Here is a 24,272-nt window from a genome sequence, read left to right as displayed (position 1 = left end):
AGATGTGCTTTTATGATTTAATTAAAAAATTAATTGTTTGGGGGATGATGTTAATATGATTATAGGTATTCCAAAAGAAATTAAAGATAATGAATACAGGGTTGCAATAACTCCTGCTGGGGTTAGAGAATTAAAAAGACACAATCATACAGTACTGATTGAATATGGTGCAGGAGTTGGCAGCAGCATAGAAGATAAGAAATATGTGGGAGCAGGAGCAGAACTTGTGGACAAAGATGAGCTTTTTAAAAGAGCAGATATGGTTTATAAGGTAAAGGAGATTTTACCAGAGGAGTTCAAATATTTAAGGGAAGGACTAATTATTTTTACCTATATACATTCCAATGCTCATGTAGAACAAACTAATGCATTTTTGAAAAGCAAAGCTATTGGAATTTCATATGAGGATATTGAAGATGAAAATAAAAAATTTCCACTACTTAGACCAATGAGTGAAATTGCAGGAAAGGGAGGGTTTATGGCAGCTTGCCAGTTCTCGCAGAAGATACACGGTGGAAATGGAATTATGCTTTCAAAAGTGTATGGAATACCCACTCCAGAGATTACTGTAGTAGGAAGTGGTTACGCAGGTATTGGTGCTGCAGAATTAGCTGCAGGTTTTGAAAATAATGTTACATTACTAGATATTAGTTTTGATAAATTGGAGCAGGCTAAAACAAAACTACCGTCAAATGTGCAGTTTTTATATTCCAATGAAAACAACATTATTGAATGTTTGAAAAAAAGCGATGTACTAATAAATTGTGTTTTATGGCCAAAATGGAGAAAAGACCATCTAATTACAAGGAAAATGCTTAAATACATGAAACCGGGATCTTTAATAGTAGATGTATCTTGTGATGATGGAGGAGCCATTGAAACTTGTAGGTCAACTTCTCATGAAAATCCTGTTTATTTTGAGGAAGGTATTATGCATTATTGTGTTGATAATATTCCTTCTGCATTTTCAAAGACAGCTACAGATGCACTAACCAGTTCAACACTGCCATATGCACTTGAAATTGCTAATAAGGGATATAAGCAAGCACTTATTGAAAATAATTTATTAAGAAAGGGGCTTTGTTTCTATTTTGGAGATTTAACACTCGAAGAAACTGGAAAGAAGCAAAACAGGGCATATAAGACACCTGAGGAGGTACTTGGAATTTAATGCCTAAACAAATAAAACTAAAGATAAATGCAAAGTTATTGTATTCTCAATAGATTTTATAATTGATTCCATTTACTTTTGGATTAGATTATTATTCAATAGAAAAACTTCTTCAAAGTTATCTAGTTACAATAACTTTGAAGAAGGAACTATGTATTATTGTTTTAACAATATCTCTTCAAACTTACAATAATCTAAATATGGAGGAGGGGTTTTAATGCCTCAACAAACACAGTTAAAGAGAAATATAAGGTTATTTGAAGGTATTATATTCGTAATTGGTTTTGTAATTGGTTCAGGTATATTCATGAAACCTTCAGTTGTTTTAAAAAACACAGGCTCTCCTGGTGGTGCATTAACAATATGGATTGTTGGTGGATTAATTACAATTTGTTCTGCTTTGTCTATTTCAGAAATAGCAGCTTATATTCCCAAACTTGGGGGCCTATATACTTACCTATCTGAAATATACGGTGAAGTATTTGGTTTTCTATATGGCTGGGTAGAAGCTATTATCTCCAGTCCAGGTGGATCTGCTGCAATGGCTATTGCTGTTGCTACCTTTGCAACATACTTCATTCCAATGAATGGCATACAGCAAAAGGCACTTGCTGTTGGATTAATTGTTTTTATTGTAATTGTTAACGCTATTGCAACCAAATGGGGAGTTTGGCTTCAGACAATTGCCACAGTTGTCAAATTGGTTCCTATTGCAGCTATTATTATTTTTGGCTTGGCCAATGGTACGGCACATGACATAAGTTTTGCCAACGTAGGAGTCACACAAAGTGCAGGTATTGGCGTTGCACTCCTTGGTGTACTATGGGCTTATGATGGCTGGATTAATACCTGTACATTAGGATCTGAAATGGAAAATTCCGAAAAGAATTTGCCAATATCCATTATTACTGGTGTATTGTTTGTTATAGTTGTATATGCATTATTCAACACAGCTATTTTCAATGTACTTCCTGCAGCCCAAATTATGTCTTCAGATAAGGTAGGAGTGGATGTATCAGTTAAACTTTTTGGAAGCGGAGCTACTGCCTTTATTACTGCAGGTATGATGGTTTCAGTATTTGGAGCTTTAAATGCTCAAATGGTATGTGGTACTAGAATCGCCCTCGCTATGGGACAAAAGAGAGAATTACCCATGGGAGAAGTTTTAGGAGCTATTCATCCAAAACTTCGTACTCCAATTAACGCCTTAATTTTTCAAGGTATAATTACTATTATATTTGTTCTAAGCGGGTCATTTAATTCGCTTACAGATTTAACTATATTTGTAATATGGATTTTTTTTACATTAGGTGTTTTTGGTTTGTTTGTTTTAAGGAAAAGGATTACAAGAAACCCTAAGTTATATCATGTTCCACTATATCCAGTAATTCCTGCTATAGGTATAATCGGTGGATGCTATCTCATGTTTGCTACCATTATGGATTCCTTTCTCAGTGCTATGTTTGGAATTGGATTGACTTTGATTGGACTGCCTATATATTACTATTGTAAAAAGAAAAAAACTGATAGAAATACTAAGAATATATGATAATACGTATTTTTGCCATATTTAAGTTCCAACATTTCATTCAATGAGGTGCTGAGAAAGAATGCCATAGGGTAGCAATACTCCCACTTACTTCTTCAACAGCACTATACGTTTTAATAGTTACAGTGGGGGAAGGTAAGTTTGAAGGGTATAAACTTTCTTAAAAAATTTATTTGACAATAGGTTAAATTAGTACTATAATTAAGAAAATTAATTTAAAAACTATGACAGGAATCAAGTAGATATATAATATTCAAAGAGAGTGATGTTTGCTGTAAATTCACAATACTTATATATTGAAAACTCGTCCTCGAGTTATTAGCTGAAATATGAGTAGGCTGTATCGGTTAAACCCGTTATTTTATAAAGAAAAAATTTGGATGGTACCGCGGTATTGTTTCTCGCTCCAAGAGAAACAATACCGCTTTTTTATTTTAACAACTTAATATTATAAAAATAATGATAGGGGCAAGTAGATATAATTATACTTTAAAGAGAGTGCGCATGGTGAAAAAACACATTTATATTATATTGAAACTCACCCTTAAATTGCAATCTGAAGTCAGTAGGACTGTGCCGACATAACGCCGTTAAACTATTTAAGTAATAAATTTGGGTGGTACCGCGATAGACCTTTCGCCCCATGGGAAGGTCTATTTTTTATACTCAATTTTAGAAAATAATTTTTACTGGCCAGTAAAATTATATATAAAAAAATTAATTTTGCACTTATTGGATGGAGGTATTTTAATGGAATCGGTTAGTTACATTTCTGAAAAAATGGATTATGTTCCAGTATCTAAATTACATTACAAGATATTGTGGCTTATAGGCCTTGGAATATTTTTAGATGGTTTTGATGTATATCTGGCAGGTGGAGTTTTAGGCGTATTATTAAAAAGTGGATGGTCAAATATTGGATTAAATGCTACTTTTATCTCTGTAACTTTTTTAGGACTTTTAATAGGTTCGCTTCTTACTGGATTTTTAGGGGATAGTTTTGGACGCAAATTTTCCTATCAGTTGAATCTTTTAATATTTGGAGGAGCCTCTCTTGTAGCTGCATTTTCTCCTAATATGATTTTTTTAATAGCCTGCAGGGGAATAATGGGGATTGGTCTTGGTGCTGAAATTGTTACAGGATATGCATTACTTGGAGAATTTGTACCATCAAAGACGAGAGGAAAGTGGGTATCCATGCTTTCTCTTATAACAAACTGTTCTACTCCAGCAGCTGCATTTTTAGGATATATCATAATACCTAGATTTGGATGGAGATGGATGTTTGTATTTGTAGGAGTATTTTCCCTAATTGTATGGTATCTTAGAAAAAGTATGCCTGAATCTCCAAGATGGTATGAATCAAAGGGAATGGAAAAAGATGCACAGGATGTAGTAGACATATTCTACAGTGCAGCAGAAGAGGAATCAAGAAATCCCATATCTCAGCCCAGTGTAATAAAAAAAGAGAAACATAGGGATGAAGGAAAATTTACTGATTTATTTAGTAAAAATATGATCTCCAGGACTATTGTAGGCTGTGTAGTACTAATTGCAATAAACACCTTAATATACACTTTTGTAAGTTGGGCACCTACGTTTTTCTTGAGAAAGGGGATAAATATTTCCAAATCCCTAGGATATACAACTATAATGATGGTAGGCGCACCGCTTGGAGCTTTAATTGGCAGCTTTATTGTAGATAAACTTGGACGTAAATGGTGTCTTACTGTATTTATGCTTGCAGCTGGTGCACTTGGATATGCCTACGCTTCACAAAATGCTATGGGAATAATATTAATAATGGGATTTTTCTTAACTGTAATAATATATATTTTACTTACACTTGGCCTTGCTATCTACGTCCCAGAATTATTTCCTACAAATATAAGAATGAGAGGTTCTGGATTTTGCAATGCCATTGGAAGACTGGCAACCATATTCAGCCCCTATGGAGTAGCATGGATACTAAAAAATTATGATACTAAAGTTGTCTTTATATCACTTGGATTTATACTTATAATTGTAGCATTTGTTATTGCCACTTTAGGAGTTGAAACAAAACAGAAGTCCTTAGATGAAATATAGTGCTTCTAATATAATTATAAAGTTAAACTAGTTGTTTCTAATATAAAAAACTCCACCGCTGAAACTTTTAATTATCTTAAATGGTGGAGTTTTTATATACAAGATAGGCTACAGCAAATCTGGTTTTATAGGATAGGCACCAAAGCTTCTTGCAGTATCCATAAGTGCCTGTATATTTTCAATTGGAGAATTTATAGGAATTTGACATCCAGTACTAAGTACAAATCCCTTTGGATTGTCATAAGCTTTCTTTATACAAAGTTTGCTTTCACGTACAACATCATCATAAGTTCCATACCGTACAGCATCTACTGGTGATACATTTCCAACCAAACAAACCTTATTTCCAACAGCCTTTTTAGCCTTTTCTAGATCCTCAGTATTATCAATACTCAATGTGGTTATTCCTGTTTGTATTAAACTATTCCATATTTCTTTACTTTTACCACACATATGCATGGAGGTTCCCATACCACTTTTTTGTCTCATTCTATCTACACATTTTTTTACATAGGGCATAGAAAACTTCTCATATAACCTTTTGCTTATTATACTTGAAGAAGAAACAGGGTCACACATACCAAAACCAATTCCCATATTTGATATAATATCTATAATCTTAAAATTAGATTCTGTTACTATGTCTAAAAGTTCATTAACCTTTTTAGGATATTTAAGTACCGCTTTTAAAAAATTTTCAGTTCCTAGTAAATCTGAAGCTGTTGTAAAAGGAGCAGGAATTGAAAAACTTACATTTACTTCTTTACCTAAAGCATCGTTTACCATTTTTACTGCTTTAAGTCTTACCGGAAGTTTTCCGTCCTTATAGGGATCAGCAGGGGAAAGCTTTGATACATCATTGATATCCTTTATGGCAGGCTTATCTACATATGAAATAGCATTTTCAGGATATATAACTTTCGTTCCCATAGCTTCTGCAATTTCTCTAAGAGAAACACCTACACCAACACTATCGTGTCTAAATTTTTTAAAAAGAGCTATTTCAAGCTCAGCAGTTACATCAGCATTATGATAGTGTTCATAAGTAGTTTTCCCAATAAAAGGAGCTAAAGTAACACCCATCATGGGAGTACATGGTATTCTATCAACAGTTTCACCCTTTGATAGAGCTTTCATTCTTTCTTTTGGAGTCATGGAATCCTTTTTAATTTCCATATATAATTAAACACCTTCTTAAATTTATATTAAAATAGTTATATGTTTATCCGATGAATAAATTATAGCATTTCTATAAAAGCAGCAACTCTTGTCTTAATCTGGCCTACATCTGTTTTTGAATAATCTGTTTCTATAGCCATATAAGGTACTTTTTTCTCTTCATTTACAAATTTCTTTATTCCATAAGATTCTACACTGTATGGATGACAGGACTGCAGTATTACATCTACCACCCCATCTATTTTATAGTCATCTATAAGTTCTGAAAGTAAATTTGTCCTATTGTTGTTTGGAGTCATGCAAGCACAGCCTATTTTTAAATATTTTTCAGCAATTGCATCTATAGGATCTTTAGTTTCATCTACAAGCTTAGAGATTTCCTTAACACCTGTACAATCTTCATAGCATACCACTACTCCACCGTTATCTTCTATAGCATGTACAACTTTCTCTGTAGCTTCACCCATTGGACAGCCAGTAATCAATATTCTTTTGGCATTTTGTGATACTTTTCTTTCTCCCTTATCATAAGCATCTTTAATTTTCTCTGTTGTATTATGTAAGTCATTGATTAAAGTTTCATTGTCCCATTTAAAAGATGATCCATTCAAAATTTTAAGTAATTCTATGCCTGTTATTGGAGGAGGGCACATTTTTCCCAATTCATAAAATTCCTTTAAGGTTTTTCTTTCTCTATTACGAAGTTTTATAGAATTTTTTAACTTTTCATCAGTTATAGTTATATTGAATTCTTTTTCAAGCTTTTCCTTTAATTTTATCAATTCATCTTTCCATAATTTATAACTGTCAGCATCATCGGGTATCTGCGGCAGGTGCATTACATGTACATTCTTTAATTTGTCTAAATATTCATACATCTTTTTCTTTCCATCACAAGTTGTTTCTCCTACAATTAAATCTGAGAAATAAAAATAAGGACATTTATCCGTTATAGCAAAACCATAACTCGACTTAATAAGCGGGCATAGATTCCTAGGTAAATGCTTTTCCGCATCTTCTATGGTTTCATCACTTTTTGAACACAGTGAAACGGCCAAAGCTCCTGAAGCATTTATAATTTCCCATGGAGTAAAAGTGCAAAAAGTTCCTACAACCTTTTTACCCTCATCCTTTAGATTTTTTATAGTTATAAATCCTTGTTTTCTAGAATCACTAAAATCATTAAATATTTGGGGTAAATCATTCATTTATCAATACCTTCCTTACTTTTAATATTATATTATTACAAAAATTGACTTTTATTTTAATTTTTAAGAGATTACATATTTTAATATTATCACAGATTATATAGTTAATTATATCTATAAAAAAATCTTATATCATTTAAGTTAATTATTTGTTTTATATATAACTATTGTTAAATTTTCACATACAGGGATATAATTGAATTAACATTGTACTGTTATGTAACGTTACATATCATTTAGTTAACTAGAGGAGAAAAGTTAAAATGTGCTTAGTAAAATTTATAAATAGAGATGTAGAAATTAAAGTAAAAAGGAAAACTACTTTAATGGAATGTATTAGAATGGCTGGATTTAAAATGGAAACGCCATGCAATGGTAAAGGAAGATGTTATAAATGCAAAGTAGAAGCCTTTGGAAATTTGTCTAAAAAAACAGAAGAAGAAAAAAAGCATACTGAAAATGATTATACAAGACTCGCTTGTATGACAGAAATTTTAGGTGATGCTAAAATAAAACTTTTTGATAATGCAAAAGTTTTAAAAACTATTAATGGCGGCAATTGTATAGAAGTTAAGGTAGACAGTGCTATAAAAAAAGTAAAATTACCCTGCATAGATGCAAAAAAAGTTGATCCTTACATGAATACTCTTAAATTTAAATCAGATATTTTTTCTAACTTAAAAAAAATAGGACAACTAGAAAAAAGTAAACCTGATGAGATCTATGGAATAACTTTTAAAAATAAACTTTTAAATTTAGAAACACATAGTACTAATTTACTCGGAGTAGCATTAGATATAGGAACAACTGGATTGTCAGCATATCTTGTAGATTTAGAAAATGGCAGTGTTTTAAATAGAGTATCTGCATTAAATCCACAAACAGAATATGGAGGAGATGTACTATCTAGAATAACTTTTTCTATGAAGAAAAAGGATGGCATAGATATTTTAAGCAAGTGCATAAGAGATGAACTTAACCGCCTAATAAAAAAACTTACTTACAAAAAATATTCTTCTTGCAGCATATACAGGATTATGATAGCTGCAAATACTACTATGTTGCATCTTTTTTTAGGAATATCACCAGGTTCCATAGCAAAAGCACCTTATAGAGCTGTATTTTTAGATGAATTAAATCTAAAAGCAAGAGAGTTAGACATACACATTAACGAAGAAGGAATTTTAACTTTGATTTCTTCTGTATCTTCTTACGTGGGAGCTGATATAACAGCTGGTATTATTGCCACAGATTTTCACAATAGAAATTATCCAGCTGTATTTATAGACATAGGAACCAATGGAGAAATAGCAGCTATATCTAATGGAAAAATGGCAGCTTCTTCTACAGCTGCAGGACCTGCCCTGGAAGGAATGAACATTTCCTGTGGAATGAGAGCAGAAGAGGGAGCTATCGAAAGTTTTCATATAGACGACAACCTTAATTTGTCTTATTCAACTATAAATAATAAAAGTGCTAAGGGAATATGCGGAAGTGGACTTATAGATATAGCAGCTTCTTTAGTAAAGAGAAAGGTAATATTAAGCACCGGAAGATTTAATAAGGAATTACAAAACAAGCTTAAGGACAGAATAAAAGATAAAAAATTTTATATTACTGATAATGTTTATATATCTCAAAAAGATATAAGACAAATACAACTGGCCAAAGCTGCTATTTCATCAGGTATTACTATGTTATTAAATCAAATTAACATAAGCATTGAGTCTATAGAAGAAATAGTAATTGCAGGTGCTTTTGGCTATCATATAAATCCTGAAAGTATAAAAGAAATAGGTCTTATTCCTAAAGGGTTTAATCACAAAATAAATTTTGTAGGTAATTCAGCTATAGAAGGTGCAAAGATAGCCCTTATAAACGAGGACAAGCTAAATGAGATGAACACTATTAAAAATAATATAAAAATAGTAGAGTTATCAACAAGAGACGATTTTCAAGATCACTTTGTAAAAGCTTTGAATTTTTAATTGTATATAGTAAATATTGTGGAGGGATCTTATGGACTATGAAATTGATTTTAAATGTATTATAAATACACAAGAGGAAATACCAGAAAAAGTTGTAAAAAGAACCGGCATTAATTTTCCAGAAGCTCATACTAAAGCAGAATTAATAGCTAAATTAGCTATTGAGATTAAAAAATTTTATAATAGCACTTTTTCCATGGTACCATTTTGCCGTACTGTGGAAGCAGAAGCTTTAGGTGCAAATATTAAAATGGGAGATAGTAAAATAGGTCCAAGAGTTGGAAAATACGCATTTTCCAGCATAGAAAGCTTTAATAATTTAAAAACTATAGATTTAAATAAAGGTAGAATAGCACAAGTTTTAAAATCGGTAGAGGTTTTAAAACAGCAAAATGAAAGAGTGGTTTTAAATGTACAAGGACCCTTTACTATAATGAGTTCACTTATTGATCCAATGCTTTTTTATAGAGCTGTAAGGAAAAATAGAGATATTGTAGAAAAATTTATGTCCGTAATAGTAGATAGTATAGTAAAGATAATAGAGGAAGGTGTAAAAAAGGGGGCACAAATAATATCTTTTGGAGATTCAGCAGGGACATTATCTATACTAGGTCCTAAAATGTACAAGGATTATAGTGGAAGATATAGCTTTTCTGTATTAAAAAAGATTGAAGGGAAACTTGGAAATTCTATAATTCATTTATGTGGAATAACTTCTTCGTCTATGGATAGAATAGGATTTATTAAATCAATTCCCATTGAAGTAAATAAAAATATTACTTATGGACAAGCAATTGATTGGATTATAAAAGAAAGAAAAGACGTAAAAATTATAGGACATAATTGTATTAAAAAAAGTAATTTAAAAATGAAAAATCCTGTTATATGGAATATACAAATATAAATTTAAGAAAGGATGATTTTATTATGAAGGATGATTTATTAAAAGAACTATCTGATTCTGTATTAAATATGCAAGAGGAGGAAACTATAGAAATATCAAAAAAGTGTGTAGGAAATAATATTAATGCTTATGAGGCTATAGATAAAGGATTAGCTGACGGCATGAATAGAGCCGGAAAGCTCTATGAAGAAGAAGAATATTATATACCTGAACTACTTTTATGCTCTGATGCCATGTATTCTGGTTTAGATATATTAAAGCCGCATTTGGAAAAAGAACAAACTGAAAACAAAGCTAAAGTAGTAATTGGTGTAGTAGAAGGAGATACTCACGATATAGGTAAAAACTTAGTTAAAATAATGATGGAAACAGAAGGATTTGAAGTTATAGACTTAGGAAGAGATATACCTCCTGTAGATTTTGTAAATAAAGCCAAAGAAGTAGGAGCCTCAATTATTGCACTGTCAACTCTTATGACCACTACTATGGACGGCATGGCTGAGGTAATAAACCTTTTGAAAAAGGAGGGCATAAGAGACAAAATATCAGTCATGGTAGGTGGAGGACCTATATCTCAAAACTTTGCAGATAAAATAGGGGCAGATGCTTATACCTTAGATGCTTCAAAAGCTGCTAAACGAGCTAAAGCTCTAATTAAAAAACAAACAGCAAAAATTGTATAAGGAGAGATAAAAATTATGGAAGATCAAATGACGCCTATAGAAAGATCTATAGCATTAAATAAAAAGCAAGAAGTAGATAGATTACCCTGCAATCCTAATATAGCTAACGGCGTAGCAAGAATTTATGGCTGTAAGATTTCAGATTTTAATACCAGTGGACAAGCTATAGCTGAGGCACAAATAGCAGCGTATAAAGAATTTCATATGGATGGATTAAGAGTATTCACAGATTTATACGCTTGGGCAGAAGCTATGGGATGTGAGCTTACATTTCCAGAAGATAATACTGCTGATCTCTTAAAACCAGCCATAAAAAATATTGACGATATAGGTAAAATAAAAATAGCAAATCCTTATAAAGATGGTAGATTGCCCGTGTATATTGAGGCAATGAAGTATTTAGTTGATAAAATTGGAAAAGAAGTTGCTTGCTCTGGAGGTATAGTAGGACCATTTTCAAATGCCTTTTTCCTGGTAGGAATAGAAAAGATGACAAGACTATTTTTTAAAAATCCAGAGGCCGTACATAAACTTTGTGAACTTTCCTTACAGACGTGTATAGAATACGCAAAAGTTGTAATGAGTTTAGGACTTTCTATTACTATTTCAGAACCTCTATCCTCTTGTACTGTAATTAGTCCAAAACTTTTTGAAAAATTTTGCATTCCTTACCTAGAAAGATTTATACAGTTCATACAGTCTCAAGGGAAAACATGCGTGCTTCATATATGTGGTAAGACTAAAAAAATATGGCCATATGTTAGGAAACTTTCTGAAATAGGTGTCAGTGGTTTTAGTATGGACAATGTAGAAAGTTTAAGAGAATGTAAAGAAGAACTGGGCGATAAAGTAAAAATAATGGGTAATGTAGATCCTTCAAATATAATGTATGGAGGCACAAAACAGGAAATTATAAATACAGTTGCCAAATGTGTATTAGATGGATATGATAGTTTAAAAGGTTATGTGGTAATGTCCGGTTGTAGTTTACCTGTAGAAACCCCTTCAGAAAATATACAATTAATGATGGATACTGTTAGAAAAATTGGATATCCAATAGATGTTGAAAAGGTAAAATCATTTATTGTATAACACAAATTCAAAATAAAGGTTGGTGTTTTTTTGTTATCTGAAAAAGAAAGGCTTAGATTAGCTCTTAAGGGAAAAAAAGTTGATAGGCCTCCTTGTATATGTCCTGGAGGAATGATGAACATGATAGTGGAAGAAGTAATGGACTTAACCCATTGTAAATGGCCAGAAGCTCATACGAATTCCAAAATAATGGCGGATTTGGCTGCAGGTATGTACAAAAATGGAGGCTTTGAAAATTTTGGAGTGCCATTTTGCATGACTATAGAAGCTGAAAGTATGGGATCAAAAGTATTTTTAGGAACAAAAATAAGCGAGCCTAGAATTTCTTCTTATGCTATTAATTCAGTAACTGAGTGGAAAAAACTAAAGAATTTAGATATTAACAGTGGCAGAGCTCAAGTAGTATTAGATGCAATTAAACTTTTAAAAGATAAGAATGCAGATGTGCCTATTATAGCTAATTTAACAGGCCCTATTAGTACCGCATCATCACTTATGGAACCTGTTAAATATTATAAAGAACTTATAGTAAAACCAAAGGAATCCCATGAAATGATGGATTTTGTAACTGATAATCTTATAAACTTTGGGAAGGCACAGTTAAATGCAGGAGCTGATTTAATCACTATTTCAGATCCAAGCGGAACAGGTGAAATATTAGGTTCTAGGACTTTTAGAAAATATGGACTTTTTTATATAAATAAAATAATTGATGGATTAAGTAAATATTCAAAATACGGTATTATAGTTCATATATGTGGAAGATTAAAAAGTATTTATACTGAATTAAACGAACTTCATAGTGATGCTATAAGTTTTGATGCTGTAACTAGTATAAAGAAAATGTGTGAAAATGTAACAAATAAAGCCATAATGGGAAATGTAAGTACTTTTTCTCTTCAAAATAGTTCTTTAGAAGAAGTAACTAGCTTGTCAAAAAATTGTTTAAAAAGCGGTGTCCATATATTGTCTCCAGCTTGTGGTTTGGGAACTACAACTCCACTGAAAAATATACAAGCTATGGTACAAACAGCTAGGAATTTTAAAAAAGAATAATGTAAATTAAAATTTTTAGGAAATTCAATGAATTTTATACAAAAAGTTTTAAGAAATAAGGTTAAACGCTATTTTAACCTTATTTCTTTATTTTATTATCTAAAATATATTTAATAATTTAAAATATATACTATAATATATTTAATAAATTAAAAAAGAGGTTTTGCTTAATATGGATGCTATAGATGTTAATATATTAAAATTGCTAAAGGAAAATTCGAGAATTTCAGCTTCAGAAATAAGCAGTAAAATTAATTTATCAATACCTGCAGTAAGTGATAGGTTGAAAAAGCTTGATATATCTGGGATTATAGAAAAATACACCATAATAATTAACAATAAAAAAATGAATAAGAATATTACAGTAATAATGTTTATAAGTCTTAAAAATCCAAATTTTACAGACAAGTTTGTAGAATTTGTTCAAAATGAAAATGAAATAATTGAATGTCACTACTTAACCGGTGATTTTGATTATGCATTAAAAATTGTTACTGAAGACACAGAAACTCTTGAAAAGATTTTAAATGAAATAAAACTGATTAAGGGTGTATTAAGAACTAAAACTATAGTTACACTTTCTACCATTAAAAATAATTATTCAATACCACCTGATAAAATTTAAAAATAGTTTTTTAGTTTAATATAATTGCAAATTTCATAGTTATACAATTTTAGATATTTTTAATATTTTTAATATAGTTACTATAAATTGACATATTAAAGCTGTTGATGGTATACTTTTCTTAATGTAGTAAAAGTATATCATCAATTTTCATATCAGGAAATTTTTAAAGGAGGTAAAATAAATTGACTTATGAATTTTCACCCATAAAGTTTGATAATATGGGTTATATTAGAGATTCAGTATTTTCCATTTTGCGAAATGCTATTCTTGATGGAAAATTAGAACCAGGTCAACGTCTCATAGAACGTAATATTGCAGAGCAATTAAAAATAAGCAGAACCCCAGTAAGAGAAGCCATTAGAAAACTTGAAATCGAGAAATTAGTTACTCATATTCCCCGCAAAGGGGTGGTTGTTTCTGGATTTACTAAAGAAGATATAGAAGAAATTCAGTTAATTAGAATATCATTAGAAGCTCTCAGCTGTAGTATTGCAGCTTCAAAAATAAAAGAACGTGAATTAGAGCGTTTAAATTCTATTAACAATAAAATGTTAGAAGAGTACCAAAAAGGAAACGTTTCCAAATCAATTTTATTAAATAGAAAATTTCATGAAGTTATTTATAAAGCTGCAGAAAGTCCACATTTATATTATTTTGTTAGTACACTTCGTGAATACATTAATAAATTTACAAAACTAACCTACACCAAGTCTGGTAGACTTCAGGAAGTGTTTACTGAACATAATGAAATCATCAAAAACTTGCGTCAGCATAATAGTAATAAATCATATAATTCGGCTAAGAGACACATTGAAAAATCCAATGAAGTATTTTTAAAAATGGCATATTTAAAAAAACAGTAATAACATTTATAATATTTATAATATTTTATAAATATTATAAATAGAGCAAATAGTAAGGCCTACAAAGGCACTTGACTTATTATTAATATTTATCTTATTATGAATACAATATATTTTAAGGTAAAATATTGAAATAATTAATTATCTGTGATATTATATAAGTATGACGATGAATTCAAAGCATTTTATAATTACTTGAGGCGTTAAAAATATATAATACAGCATAATTTATCAAGGAATGGTATACCAAATACCATACACTACTTTTCATAGTAACAAATATTATAGTTAATATTTATCCAATAACTATCTGTTCTAATATTCTCATTGCATATTACAAACTTGTAATAATTTTAAATCTTAAACAATATATATAATATATCATTAAAATTTTTTACTTAAATTTGGTATACTGTATACCAAATTTAATAATACAAAAACACTAAAATTCAACTTTGTTTAATTAAATTTTTAAAAACTTTACTAGACGTTTCTCTTCACAATTTTAAATTGTGTAAAGAATATAATTTTACTCTTCCAAAAGGTACTTTGCTTTTCAATGAAATCGATGCCATATATCGTTCTAGGTCTAACACAGTAAATAATTTAACTGATAGGCTCATAAGTCTTCATTCATAGCACTTAGAAAAGCACTTAAAACAGGATTAAAGATTAAAATAGATGATAAAATCTTTAATCAAGCCATTACTGAGGTGAAACATAAAAAGAAATTTGAGGAGGTGATTGCCCCCAAATAGCAGTTTTACAGCTGTGTACATTACCAAGTTCAAATTATTAAAAAAGAAGGTGGAGAATAGTGACAAATAAAAATTTGTTTGCTGAACCAGATTTAAAGCAAATCACAGTTTGGGGAAGAGGAGTATATGAAAACAAAGAAGCTCGTGATGTAGTTGTCTCTCTAACTGAAGCTGCCGCACTAGAAGGTAAATGTGTTCAAGCCTGGGAAAATTATGTTGACCTTCCTGACCGTATCTATGTTCCCGTAAGGGCCTATGGTAAAATTAGCCCTAAACCAATCGAATCCAAATATGTTTATGAAAATGAAACTCCAGATATTGTTGCACTTACAGAAGAAACTCTTGTTAAGGGGATTGACATTTTAGCTGGAATTAGACCCGGGGCTGTTCTTGTAATTAATACTAAGAGGGCGCCTGAGTACTTGTTCAAATTTATCAAAAAAAATACAGAAAACCTTTCAAAAATTATAACAATAGATGCCAATAAGCTGTCAAAATCCATTATTACACTTTCAGGTGCAGAAGGTGCAACAGATGCATCCGGTATAGGTAAAGGTATGGGTGCAGCATTAGCTGCTGCTATTGTCAAAGGTACCGAAATTGTGAAGATGGATGATTTATTAAAAATTGTTGTAAATAAGAGTGCTGCTAAAAAAGCATATGAACAAGCTGTTGTTGTAGATACAAATACTTTATAAAATATTAAAATATTGAGGAGGTGCTGTAAAATGGCTGTACCATATGAAAAGATTCCTTTTGCAGGAACTGTTAAATCACCACAAAAAGAAAATGAAGGAATGATTACTGGCAACTGGCGTACAAGGAGACCAATATTGGATGCTGAGAAGTGTACAGAATGTCAGATTTGCTGGATTAGCTGTCCTGATTCATGTGTAAATCTTATGACTAAAGACAGTCCTATTAATTTTAATCTAAAATATTGCAAAGGTTGTGGAATATGTGCCGAGATGTGTCCTGTTGGAGCAATCAGCCTGGTTCCTGAACTGGATTTTGAAGATTAAGTTCATATCACATAGGAGGTGAATTGAAATAATGAAAACTAATATAAAAAGAATGTCTGGTTGTGTTGCAACAGCTAATGCAGTTAAGTTAGCTAATGTAGATGTTATATGTTCCTATCCAATTCGTCCGTATACCGGAATCATGTCAGAGCTGGCACGAATGGTAGCAGATGGAGAGCTGGATGCTGAATTTGTTCTTGGCGAAGGTGAACACGGACAATTAAGTATTGTCTATGGTGCTTCAGCTGCAGGAGCCCGTGCTTTTACAGGTAGTTCAGGAGTAGGTGTTACTTATGCAATGGAAGTTTATTCTCCAATATCAGGTGAAAGGCTGCCCCTTCAAATGGCCATTGCCGACCGTACATTAGACCCGCCAGGAGATTTTGGATCTGAACAGACAGATGCCCTGTGCTGTCGTGACCAGGGATGGATTCAAGGATGGGCATCTACACCACAGGAAGCATTGGATATGACACTTATGTACTACCGAATAGGTGAAGATCCTAGAGTTCTATTACCTCAATATGCCTGCCAGGATGGATATTTTGTATCCCACATACTTGGTGAAGTTGATGTACCGTCACAGGAACAGGTTGATTCATTTTTACCACCGTATAAGAACCACCATGTTTTAGACACAAGGGATCCTCAAATTATCGGTGCACAGATGGAACCTGAAATGGGTCCTGGTACACAATACCAGCGTCATTTAGCTGTAGAAGGTACTTATAAAGTAATTGAAGAAGTTCATGATGAATTTGCTAAAACATTTGGACGTAAATATAATCCATGGTTGGAAGAATATATGACTGACGATGCCGAGATAGTTATTTTCATGCAGGGTGGACATACTGAAACAGCAAAAAATGTTGCAATGCACCTGCGTAACCTTGGAGAAAAAGTTGGGGTAGTTAGACTTCGTACCTTCCGTCCTTTCCCGACTAAACAAGTTAGAGAATGCTTAAAAAGATTTAAAGTTGTAGGCGTAGTTGACAACTCAGTAAACTTTGGAATTTCATGTGGAGCAGGAGTTTTACTTACTGAAGCCAGGGCTGCTTTATACAATAATGATGAAAAAGTTAATACAATAGGATTTGTTGCAGGTTTAGGTGGATCAATGATTACCCATGATGAATTTTACAAGATGTTTAACATACTGAAAGAGGTAAATAAAACAGGTAAAATTGAAAAACAAAGTTATTGGGCACCATTTGAACTATAAATGAGGGGAGGAAAGTTAAATGTTAGAACAAATTAAATCTATTAAACAAGCACCAGTGGAAGAATATTATGTTCCAGGTCACCGTACCTGTGCAGGCTGCGGCCCTGCTCTGCAGTATAGATTAGTGGCTAAAGCTGCCGGTAAAAATACAATTTTCATCGGACCTACTGGTTGTATGTATGTTGCAAATACAAGTTATGGCTGTGGTCCTTGGGCTGTTCCCTGGGTACATGCACAAATTACCGGTGGCGGTGGAGTTGCATCCGGTATAGCAGCAGCCTATAAGGCAATGATTAGAAAACATAAAACAGATGCAGAATATCCAAATATTATTGTTATGGCCGGTGACGGTGGTACAGCTGATATAGGAATACAATCCCTGTCTGCAGCTTTTTATAGGGGACATAATATAGTGTTTATATGCTACGATAATGAATCCTATGCAAATACGGGAATACAAGCTTCACCAACTACACCATATGGTGCATGGACTACATTCACACCAGCCGGACCTGTAGTTCCAGAAGGTAAAAAACTTATGCCTAAAGATATTACAAAGATTATGGCACACGGACATCCAGAATTAAAATATTTAGCTACTGCTTCATTAGGATATCCTGTTGATTTAATGAATAAAGTACGTAAAGCTTGCAATGCAGAAGGACCTGCTTTCCTTTATATTCATGCCCCATGTCCAAAAGGATGGAGTTTCCCGGCAGAAAAGACAGTAAAAGTTGCCAAGTTAGCAGTAGAAACAGGAATGGTACAGCTGTACGAACTTGTTGACGGCGAATACAAGCTCACTATAAAACCAGCTAAATACAAACCAGTTAGTGAATATATTAAATATCAGGGGAGATTTAGTCATCTGCAGCCAGAACATATCCAAAAGCTTCAACAATTTGCAAATCAACGTTTGAAAGAAGTTGGAGTAGAAAATACTATATCCCAAACAATAGAATAATATTTTTCAAATTGAGGGTATACTATATGTCTTGATTTCACAAGGTCTTCAACAGCACTCAATTGTTGTGTAACCCCGGCCAATATAACGGATCCGGGGTTATTTAACTTTGATGTTAAAATATGTACTACTTTACATTAACTGTAACTAAATATATATTAAAGGGGGAAAAATGTATGTCTGATTTTAACAAAACTGAGTTTATCTCTAAAAATCAAAATGCATATGGGTCAATTTTAGGTAACCGTTGGGTTCAGTTGATTTCTGCTTGTTTAGCCATGGTAATGATTGCCAACCTTCAATATGCATGGACTTTATTTACTACTCCGTTAGTTAAGTCACTGCACTCGTCTTTAGTTGCTGTTCAGTATGCTTTTACTTTGTTTATAATGTTTGAAACCTTTGTTCAACCAGTTGGTGGATTATTGCTTGATAAGTTTGGTACAAAACTGATGTTCGCTCTTGCGGGTATATTAATTGGTAGTGGATGGACTATGCTTGGTCAGGCAACTTCTGTTGCTAGTTTGTATTTCTTCTATGCTATGGCAGGAGTTGGAGCTGCAATTATTTATGGTGGATCTGTTAGTGTTGCAGTTCGTTGGTTCCCGGATAAACGAGGACTTGCCTCAGGTTTAATAGCAGGAGCTTTTGGAATAGGGTCAATGCCTTTTGTTCCTATAATTCAAAAAGTTTTAGATTCTAGTGGTGTTGCACAAGCCTTTGGATTTACAGGTATACTTCAAGGTGTTATCGTTGTAATTATTGCATTCATTTTGCGTTATCCTGTTGGTTCAAAAATGCCTAGCCAAAAAGAGAAAGCCGCTAAAGCAAATCCAGAGAAAATTGGATTTAGTCCTAGTGAAGTATTAAAAACTCCACATTTTTGGCTTATATGGACAATGTTCTTATCTATCAGTGTTGGTGGACTTATCATTACGGCAAATACAAAACCTTTTGGTAAACAATTAGGAATGGCTTCCTCAATTATTGTACTTGCAGTTATGATGAACAGCCTTGCAAATGGTGTAGGAAGAGTTTTTTGGGGATCAGTTTCAGATAAGTTAGGTCGTACAAGAACAATGTGTTTGTCCTTCGGTTTGAATGCAGTCTTCCTATTCTTATTACCTATATTAGGAAGCAAAAATAGTGTATTATATATAGTTCTTTTGATGTGTATAATGTTCACATGGGGTCAACTATTTAGTTTATTCCCATCATTAAATGCTGATATGTTTGGTTCAACTTATGCTGCTACTAACTACGGATTTATATATAGTGGTAAAGGATTTGCTTCTATTTTAGGTGGCGGTTTAGGAGCTGCACTCGCTGCTCACTACAGTTGGTCTGTTGTATTTACAGTTGCAGCGTTGTTTTCACTTTATGCATGCATAATGTCTGTAATTTTACCTAAGATACCAAAGCCTACAAGAAAACAAATTAAAGGTACAACTCCCGTAGCTCCATAATATTGAGTATACAGCTATTAACCATTATATTTAAACTCATTAAATTTCTCTTTAACAGAGAAAATATTTTGCCGAATATTTTCTCTGTTTCTTGTAGTATATCACAATATGGAAGTTATTACAATAGTATTTGGTATACCAAATACTATTTATATATTATAAATAGTATATAGGAGGTAATTGACAATGTTAAAAAAGTTAGATGATAACAATTTTGGGGGCTTCATAGAGGATAGTTTTTATTCTGCAATAGGTTTTTATTGTCCTTCTACACAAAACCAGAATAAGATGTTTGACATAATAGAACGGTTTTCGGAAACCCATGGCAACATAAGCTGCGGTACAATGGATATTACTGGGCAAACCATACCTGATGAATACGGAATTGGTGAAGATGAAACTCCAATAGTCGTCGTGTTCAAACAGGGAAATCCTTTTAAAGCTATAACAGATCTTTCAATTAAAAATATTTCAGATGCAATTACACCACCAGGTAAAAATATAACTTTACAGTAAAAAATATTTCAACCCAAATAAAAATAGGGGATACAAACATATGTACAAAACACATTTGTATTCCCTAAAAAAAATTAATCTTTATTATTTTTCTTCATCAATATTGCGCGATTAATTATTGAATAGCCGTACTTTTTTCGTATACTATCAATGGTATTTTCTATTCTGTCAATTTTATCCACATCTCTTATACATCTTTCTTTACGTTCAATTTCTTTCATATTAAAAATTGATATCTGCTGTGCACTAGTATCTTCACTAAATCCACTAAGACTTATCCCTAATAATCGTATTGGCAATTGTGGGTTCCAGTTCTTTTCAAGAAGCTTAACTCCAGTAGAATAAATTTCTTTAACTAGATAAGTTGCAGGTACTGTTGTTTGCCGAGTAATAGTTTGAAAATTAGAATACTTGATGCTAATTTGTACTGTATGGCCTTTTTTTCCGTATTTACGTGCAGTCATTCCAACTTCATCGGAAAGTTTCATCAAAATAATTTTAGCACGTTCCATATCTGAAATATCTTCACCTAGAGTGGTGGATTTGCTAATTGATTTTATATCTTTTTTTAAATGTGGCCTTACGGAAGAGGTGTCTATACCATTTGCAAGTTGGTGAATCTCAGTGCCTATTTTGCCAAGCTTTTTTATAAGGTATCGTCTATTAAAAAGTGCAAGATCGCCAATAGTCTTAATTCCCATTCTTTGAAGCTTTTGTGCAGTTTGCCTACCAACTCCATACATAGATTCAATAGGGAGTGGCCATAGTTTTATTTTAATATCCTGTCTCCAAAGTTCTGTAATGCCTGAAGGTTTCATCATTTCAGAAGCCATTTTTGATAAAAACTTATTTTGAGATATACCTATAGAGCATTTCAAATCTAGCTCATGGTTAATGTGTTTCATAATTCTTTTAGCTGACTCAAATGGCTTCCCAAAGATTCCTTCGCAGCCTGTCATATCAAGCCAGGCTTCATCAATACTATTCTGCTCAATAGAAGGAGTATACTGTGAAAGTATACTCATGACTTCTCTGGATTTTTGCTTATAAAATTGATGATCTGGAGGAATAACAGCCATATTTGGGCAGAACTTTAAAGCTTGATGTAGAAGCATAGTTGTTTTAACTCCAAATTTTCGTGCTTCATAATTTGCAGTTAAAATAATACCTGCCCGATTTTTAGGATCTCCGGCTACTGCAGCAGGTTTATTTATAATTTCAGGATGACGTGTTGCCTCACAACTTATGAAAAAAGCATTCATATCTACAAGAAAAATAACTTTTTGCATATTTACACCTGTACTTTATCTCTTTATATATTTACGTAAATATCTAGTACCTTCTATATATTCCTACCAATTTACCGATTATTTTACAGTCATCCACTATAATAGGAGACATACTTTCATTTTCAGGCTGCAATCTTATATGATCCTTTTCTTTAAAAAACCTCTTCAAAGTAGCTTCATTGTCAATTAAAGCTGCTACTATATCTCCATTTTCTGCAAAATTAGTCTGCTCTATTATAGACATATCTCCATCCAATATACCAGCATCTACCATACTTTCTCCCTTTACTTTGAGTATAAATAACTGATTTTTATTTTTTACATACTCTATTGGAAGGGGAAATACATCTTCTATATTTTCTACTGCCAAAATAGGCATTCCTGCTGTTATAGTCCCTACAATAGGTATATCTATTAGTTCTTTTTTAGTGCTTTTAGAAATTGATTTTTCAACAATTTCTATAGTTCTAGATTTTGAGGCATCCCTTTTTATAAATCCTTTTTTCTCTAATTTTTCTAGATGACTATGAACAGTAGAAGTAGATTTTAAGCCTACACCTGCACATATTTCTCTAACAGAAGGGGGATATCCTTTCTCCCTAATTTGAGCCTTAATAAATTCATATATTTGAAACTGTCTATCTCGATTGTGTTCTGTCATTAAAAACACCCCTCTAATTTACTTATGTGAATTATATCATATAAGTTGACAAATATCAAACTTATGTTCTATACTGATTTTATTAATATACATATTAATATAAAATTTAAAGGAGTACTATGTATGAATAGAGAATACTGCATATTTGATAAAAAAAAGCCCTGCAATAATTGCGGTGAATGTGAAGTCTGCGATTTAGATTCAAACAAAAAGTGTGACAACTGCGGCAAATGCCTTGAAATGGAAGGGTATGATATGAAGGCCATAAAAATTGACCAAATTATAGATGATAAAGATGAAATAAAGGAATATCAGGAGGAAGATTTAGAAAACATCACAGGAAATAATGATGACTCTCATTCTCAATTAGATGATGATGAAAATTTACAAGTAGATCTAAAAGATGACGAAATCAATGTACAATTTATCGATGACATAGATGGATTAAAAGAAATTTTAGAAGATAGCGAAAAATGCAAAAACATAACTTACGAAGATTATCCTGGACTTATAAAAATTAAAAAGAAAAAGAAGTAGGGGGGATACGTCTGTTCTTTAAGAAAATAGGGAACAGACGTATATTTTTTCATTCTTCTTCATCACTTAAAGGATTTGAATTCACTGCTTCTCTCAGTTGTTCATCATCTACATGAGTATAAATCTGAGTAGTAGATACATTTTCGTGCCCCAATATTTTTTGGAGGCTTCTAATATCTACATTTCCGTATTTATACATAAGAGTTGCAGCCGTGTGTCTCAATTTATGTGGCGTATATTTGTTACTATCAAGTCCTGCATTTTTTAAATATTTCTTGAGCATCATTTCCACAGATCTTTTATTTATCCTGGTGTGATTTTTACTTAGAAAAAGGGCATCTTTATCTTTTATTTTATAATAATCCTTATTTCTAATTTCAAGATAATTATTTAAAGCCGTCAAGCAGGCTTTGTTTAAATATATGGTTCTTTCCTTATTTCCTTTTCCAACTACGGTTAATGTATCTTCCTTAATCTTTGATATATTTATGCTGCAGAGTTCTGAAAGTCTCATTCCACAGTTTAAGAAAAAGGTTATGATACAATAATCTCTTTCTTTGAATTTTCCATCTATAGAGTTTAAAAGGATTTTGCTTTCCTTTAAGCTTAAATAAATAGGGTTCCTCTTATCTATTTTAGGAGATTCCAGTTCTAAAGCTGGATTTGCATCTATTAGTTTAGCTTTGCTAAAAAGGTATTTAAAAAATGATTTTAAGCAGGCTACTTTTCTAGCTCTGGCATAATTTCCATTATTCCTATAATTTTCGGTAAAGGATATAAATGCATATAAATCAGTTAAAGTTATTTTGCGTATAAAATCCGTATTTATATCACTTATATCTATATTTTCAAATTCACAATTTTCTTTAACAATTCCTCTATATATTTTTAAAAATCTAAAAAACATGGTCAAATCAACTTGATATCCGTCCTGTGTGTTTTTTGACTTGCCTCGGATAGTTCCAAGGTAATTTAAAAAGTCATTCAGGCAGTGTGGAAGTTCAGAATTATAAATATTACTTAAATTATACTGCATACAGCCATTCCCCTCTCTAAAATTAAGCATAACTTCGCTAAATGGTTATTTAGCGAAGTTAATATTCTATAAAACTAAGTCAAAATCCTCCTTATATACCCTTATATTGTATGAATAATTTGTTAATTATATTTTATTCTTATATATTATGATGATTAATGTCATAGCTTTTCTCTTAAATTGCGAGCTATTTCATGCCGCATGCTTTCTATGTATTAATTTGTAAAAATATCTCTTACACATTAAATTTTTATTTCAATTGATAATATTCTCAATTTATATTTTTAGATTTAAAAATGAAATATTTTAAATTAGAATATTTCATTTTTAATTTAAGGCTTTATATATCTTATTATGTAAAAAAGCAATTTTTATCAAATTAAAATATTTCC

The 24,272-nt window shown here is 31.8% G+C and carries 22 protein-coding genes and 1 other annotated feature; of the genes, 17 read left to right on the top strand and 5 right to left on the bottom strand.

Annotated features, from left to right (window positions below; translation table 11 throughout):
- Positions 1-55: 55 nt before the first annotated feature.
- From DMR38_RS10825 to DMR38_RS10815, 3 genes are all read left to right on the top strand, one after another.
- Complete coding sequence (locus tag DMR38_RS10825; RefSeq protein WP_127721334.1) at positions 56-1,171, top strand: alanine dehydrogenase; 1,116 nt, start codon at positions 56-58, stop codon at positions 1,169-1,171.
- Positions 1,172-1,388: 217 nt separating this feature from the next.
- Positions 1,389-2,720, top strand: a complete 1,332-nt coding sequence (locus DMR38_RS10820) for an amino acid permease (RefSeq protein WP_127721333.1) — start codon at positions 1,389-1,391, stop codon at positions 2,718-2,720.
- A 215-nt stretch (positions 2,721-2,935) separates the two neighbouring features.
- Positions 2,936-3,132: a binding site (T-box leader), on the top strand.
- A 338-nt stretch (positions 3,133-3,470) separates the two neighbouring features.
- Entirely contained in the window at positions 3,471-4,808 is a 1,338-nt protein-coding gene (locus tag DMR38_RS10815; RefSeq protein WP_127721332.1) for an MFS transporter, read from the top strand.
- Positions 4,809-4,916: 108 nt separating this feature from the next.
- Here DMR38_RS10815 and DMR38_RS10810 read toward each other — a convergent pair whose 3' ends face one another.
- Positions 4,917-5,984, bottom strand: coding sequence for a uroporphyrinogen decarboxylase family protein (locus DMR38_RS10810; protein ID WP_127721331.1), 1,068 nt, complete (start codon positions 5,982-5,984; stop codon positions 4,917-4,919).
- A 62-nt stretch (positions 5,985-6,046) separates the two neighbouring features.
- Complete coding sequence (locus DMR38_RS10805) at positions 6,047-7,195, bottom strand: double-cubane-cluster-containing anaerobic reductase (protein ID WP_127721330.1); 1,149 nt, start codon at positions 7,193-7,195, stop codon at positions 6,047-6,049.
- Between the two features lie 263 nt (positions 7,196-7,458).
- Here DMR38_RS10805 and DMR38_RS10800 point away from each other — a divergent pair, with 263 nt between their 5' ends.
- The 13 genes from DMR38_RS10800 to DMR38_RS10745 all read left to right on the top strand — a co-directional run bounded on the left by DMR38_RS10800 (position 7,459) and on the right by DMR38_RS10745 (position 20,357).
- Positions 7,459-9,183 carry an ASKHA domain-containing protein gene (locus tag DMR38_RS10800; protein WP_127721329.1) on the top strand — a complete coding sequence of 575 codons (1,725 nt, stop codon included), beginning with the start codon at positions 7,459-7,461 and terminating at the stop codon, positions 9,181-9,183.
- Positions 9,184-9,214: 31 nt separating this feature from the next.
- Positions 9,215-10,087, top strand: coding sequence for a uroporphyrinogen decarboxylase family protein (locus DMR38_RS10795; RefSeq protein WP_127721328.1), 873 nt, complete (start codon positions 9,215-9,217; stop codon positions 10,085-10,087).
- Positions 10,088-10,110: 23 nt separating this feature from the next.
- Entirely contained in the window at positions 10,111-10,770 is a 660-nt protein-coding gene (locus DMR38_RS10790; RefSeq protein ID WP_127721327.1) for a corrinoid protein, read from the top strand.
- A gap of 15 nt (positions 10,771-10,785) precedes the next feature.
- The gene (locus DMR38_RS10785) at positions 10,786-11,862 is read left to right on the top strand and encodes a uroporphyrinogen decarboxylase family protein (RefSeq protein ID WP_127721326.1); all 1,077 of its coding nucleotides are present in this window, start codon (positions 10,786-10,788) and stop codon (positions 11,860-11,862) included.
- 30 nt (positions 11,863-11,892) lie between these two features.
- Complete coding sequence (locus DMR38_RS10780) at positions 11,893-12,918, top strand: methylcobamide:CoM methyltransferase MtbA (protein ID WP_127721325.1); 1,026 nt, start codon at positions 11,893-11,895, stop codon at positions 12,916-12,918.
- Between the two features lie 172 nt (positions 12,919-13,090).
- A complete protein-coding gene (locus DMR38_RS10775) occupies positions 13,091-13,543 on the top strand; it encodes an Lrp/AsnC family transcriptional regulator (protein WP_127721324.1) in 453 nt (150 codons plus the stop codon).
- A gap of 185 nt (positions 13,544-13,728) precedes the next feature.
- On the top strand, positions 13,729-14,409 hold the full coding sequence (locus tag DMR38_RS10770) for a GntR family transcriptional regulator (protein WP_127721323.1): 681 nt from the start codon (positions 13,729-13,731) through the stop codon (positions 14,407-14,409).
- Between the two features lie 817 nt (positions 14,410-15,226).
- Positions 15,227-15,865 (top strand): oxalate oxidoreductase subunit delta, encoded by a 639-nt coding sequence (locus DMR38_RS10765; protein ID WP_207670757.1) that lies wholly within the window; start codon positions 15,227-15,229, stop codon positions 15,863-15,865.
- A 30-nt stretch (positions 15,866-15,895) separates the two neighbouring features.
- Positions 15,896-16,189 (top strand): 4Fe-4S binding protein, encoded by a 294-nt coding sequence (locus DMR38_RS22135; protein WP_207670756.1) that lies wholly within the window; start codon positions 15,896-15,898, stop codon positions 16,187-16,189.
- 31 nt (positions 16,190-16,220) lie between these two features.
- Entirely contained in the window at positions 16,221-17,411 is a 1,191-nt protein-coding gene (locus tag DMR38_RS10760) for an oxalate oxidoreductase subunit alpha (RefSeq protein WP_127721322.1), read from the top strand.
- Between the two features lie 19 nt (positions 17,412-17,430).
- The gene (locus DMR38_RS10755) at positions 17,431-18,375 is read left to right on the top strand and encodes an oxalate oxidoreductase subunit beta (RefSeq protein WP_127721321.1); all 945 of its coding nucleotides are present in this window, start codon (positions 17,431-17,433) and stop codon (positions 18,373-18,375) included.
- A gap of 176 nt (positions 18,376-18,551) precedes the next feature.
- Complete coding sequence (gene oxlT / locus DMR38_RS10750; RefSeq protein ID WP_127721320.1) at positions 18,552-19,841, top strand: oxalate/formate MFS antiporter; 1,290 nt, start codon at positions 18,552-18,554, stop codon at positions 19,839-19,841.
- A gap of 186 nt (positions 19,842-20,027) precedes the next feature.
- The gene (locus DMR38_RS10745; protein WP_127721319.1) at positions 20,028-20,357 is read left to right on the top strand and encodes a hypothetical protein; all 330 of its coding nucleotides are present in this window, start codon (positions 20,028-20,030) and stop codon (positions 20,355-20,357) included.
- Between the two features lie 74 nt (positions 20,358-20,431).
- On the opposite strand, the gene dinB is transcribed toward DMR38_RS10745, so the two are convergent.
- On the bottom strand, positions 20,432-21,646 hold the full coding sequence (gene dinB, locus DMR38_RS10740; protein ID WP_127721318.1) for a DNA polymerase IV: 1,215 nt from the start codon (positions 21,644-21,646) through the stop codon (positions 20,432-20,434).
- 43 nt (positions 21,647-21,689) lie between these two features.
- Complete coding sequence (lexA, locus tag DMR38_RS10735) at positions 21,690-22,307, bottom strand: transcriptional repressor LexA (RefSeq protein ID WP_127721317.1); 618 nt, start codon at positions 22,305-22,307, stop codon at positions 21,690-21,692.
- A gap of 123 nt (positions 22,308-22,430) precedes the next feature.
- Between lexA and DMR38_RS10730 the strand changes: the two genes are divergently transcribed.
- Positions 22,431-22,844: a hypothetical protein gene (locus DMR38_RS10730; RefSeq protein WP_127721316.1), complete on the top strand. Its 414-nt coding sequence runs from the start codon at positions 22,431-22,433 to the stop codon at positions 22,842-22,844.
- Between the two features lie 49 nt (positions 22,845-22,893).
- Here DMR38_RS10730 and DMR38_RS10725 read toward each other — a convergent pair whose 3' ends face one another.
- A complete protein-coding gene (locus DMR38_RS10725) occupies positions 22,894-23,880 on the bottom strand; it encodes a tyrosine recombinase XerC (RefSeq protein WP_127721315.1) in 987 nt (328 codons plus the stop codon).
- Positions 23,881-24,272 lie beyond the last annotated feature (392 nt).

This window comes from Clostridium sp. AWRP (assembly GCF_004006395.2).
In the GTDB taxonomy this organism is placed as follows: Bacteria; Bacillota; Clostridia; order Clostridiales; family Clostridiaceae; genus Clostridium_B.
The sequence above is the reverse complement of the archived record's forward strand: the minus strand, read 5'-3'. Positions and strand labels throughout refer to the sequence as shown.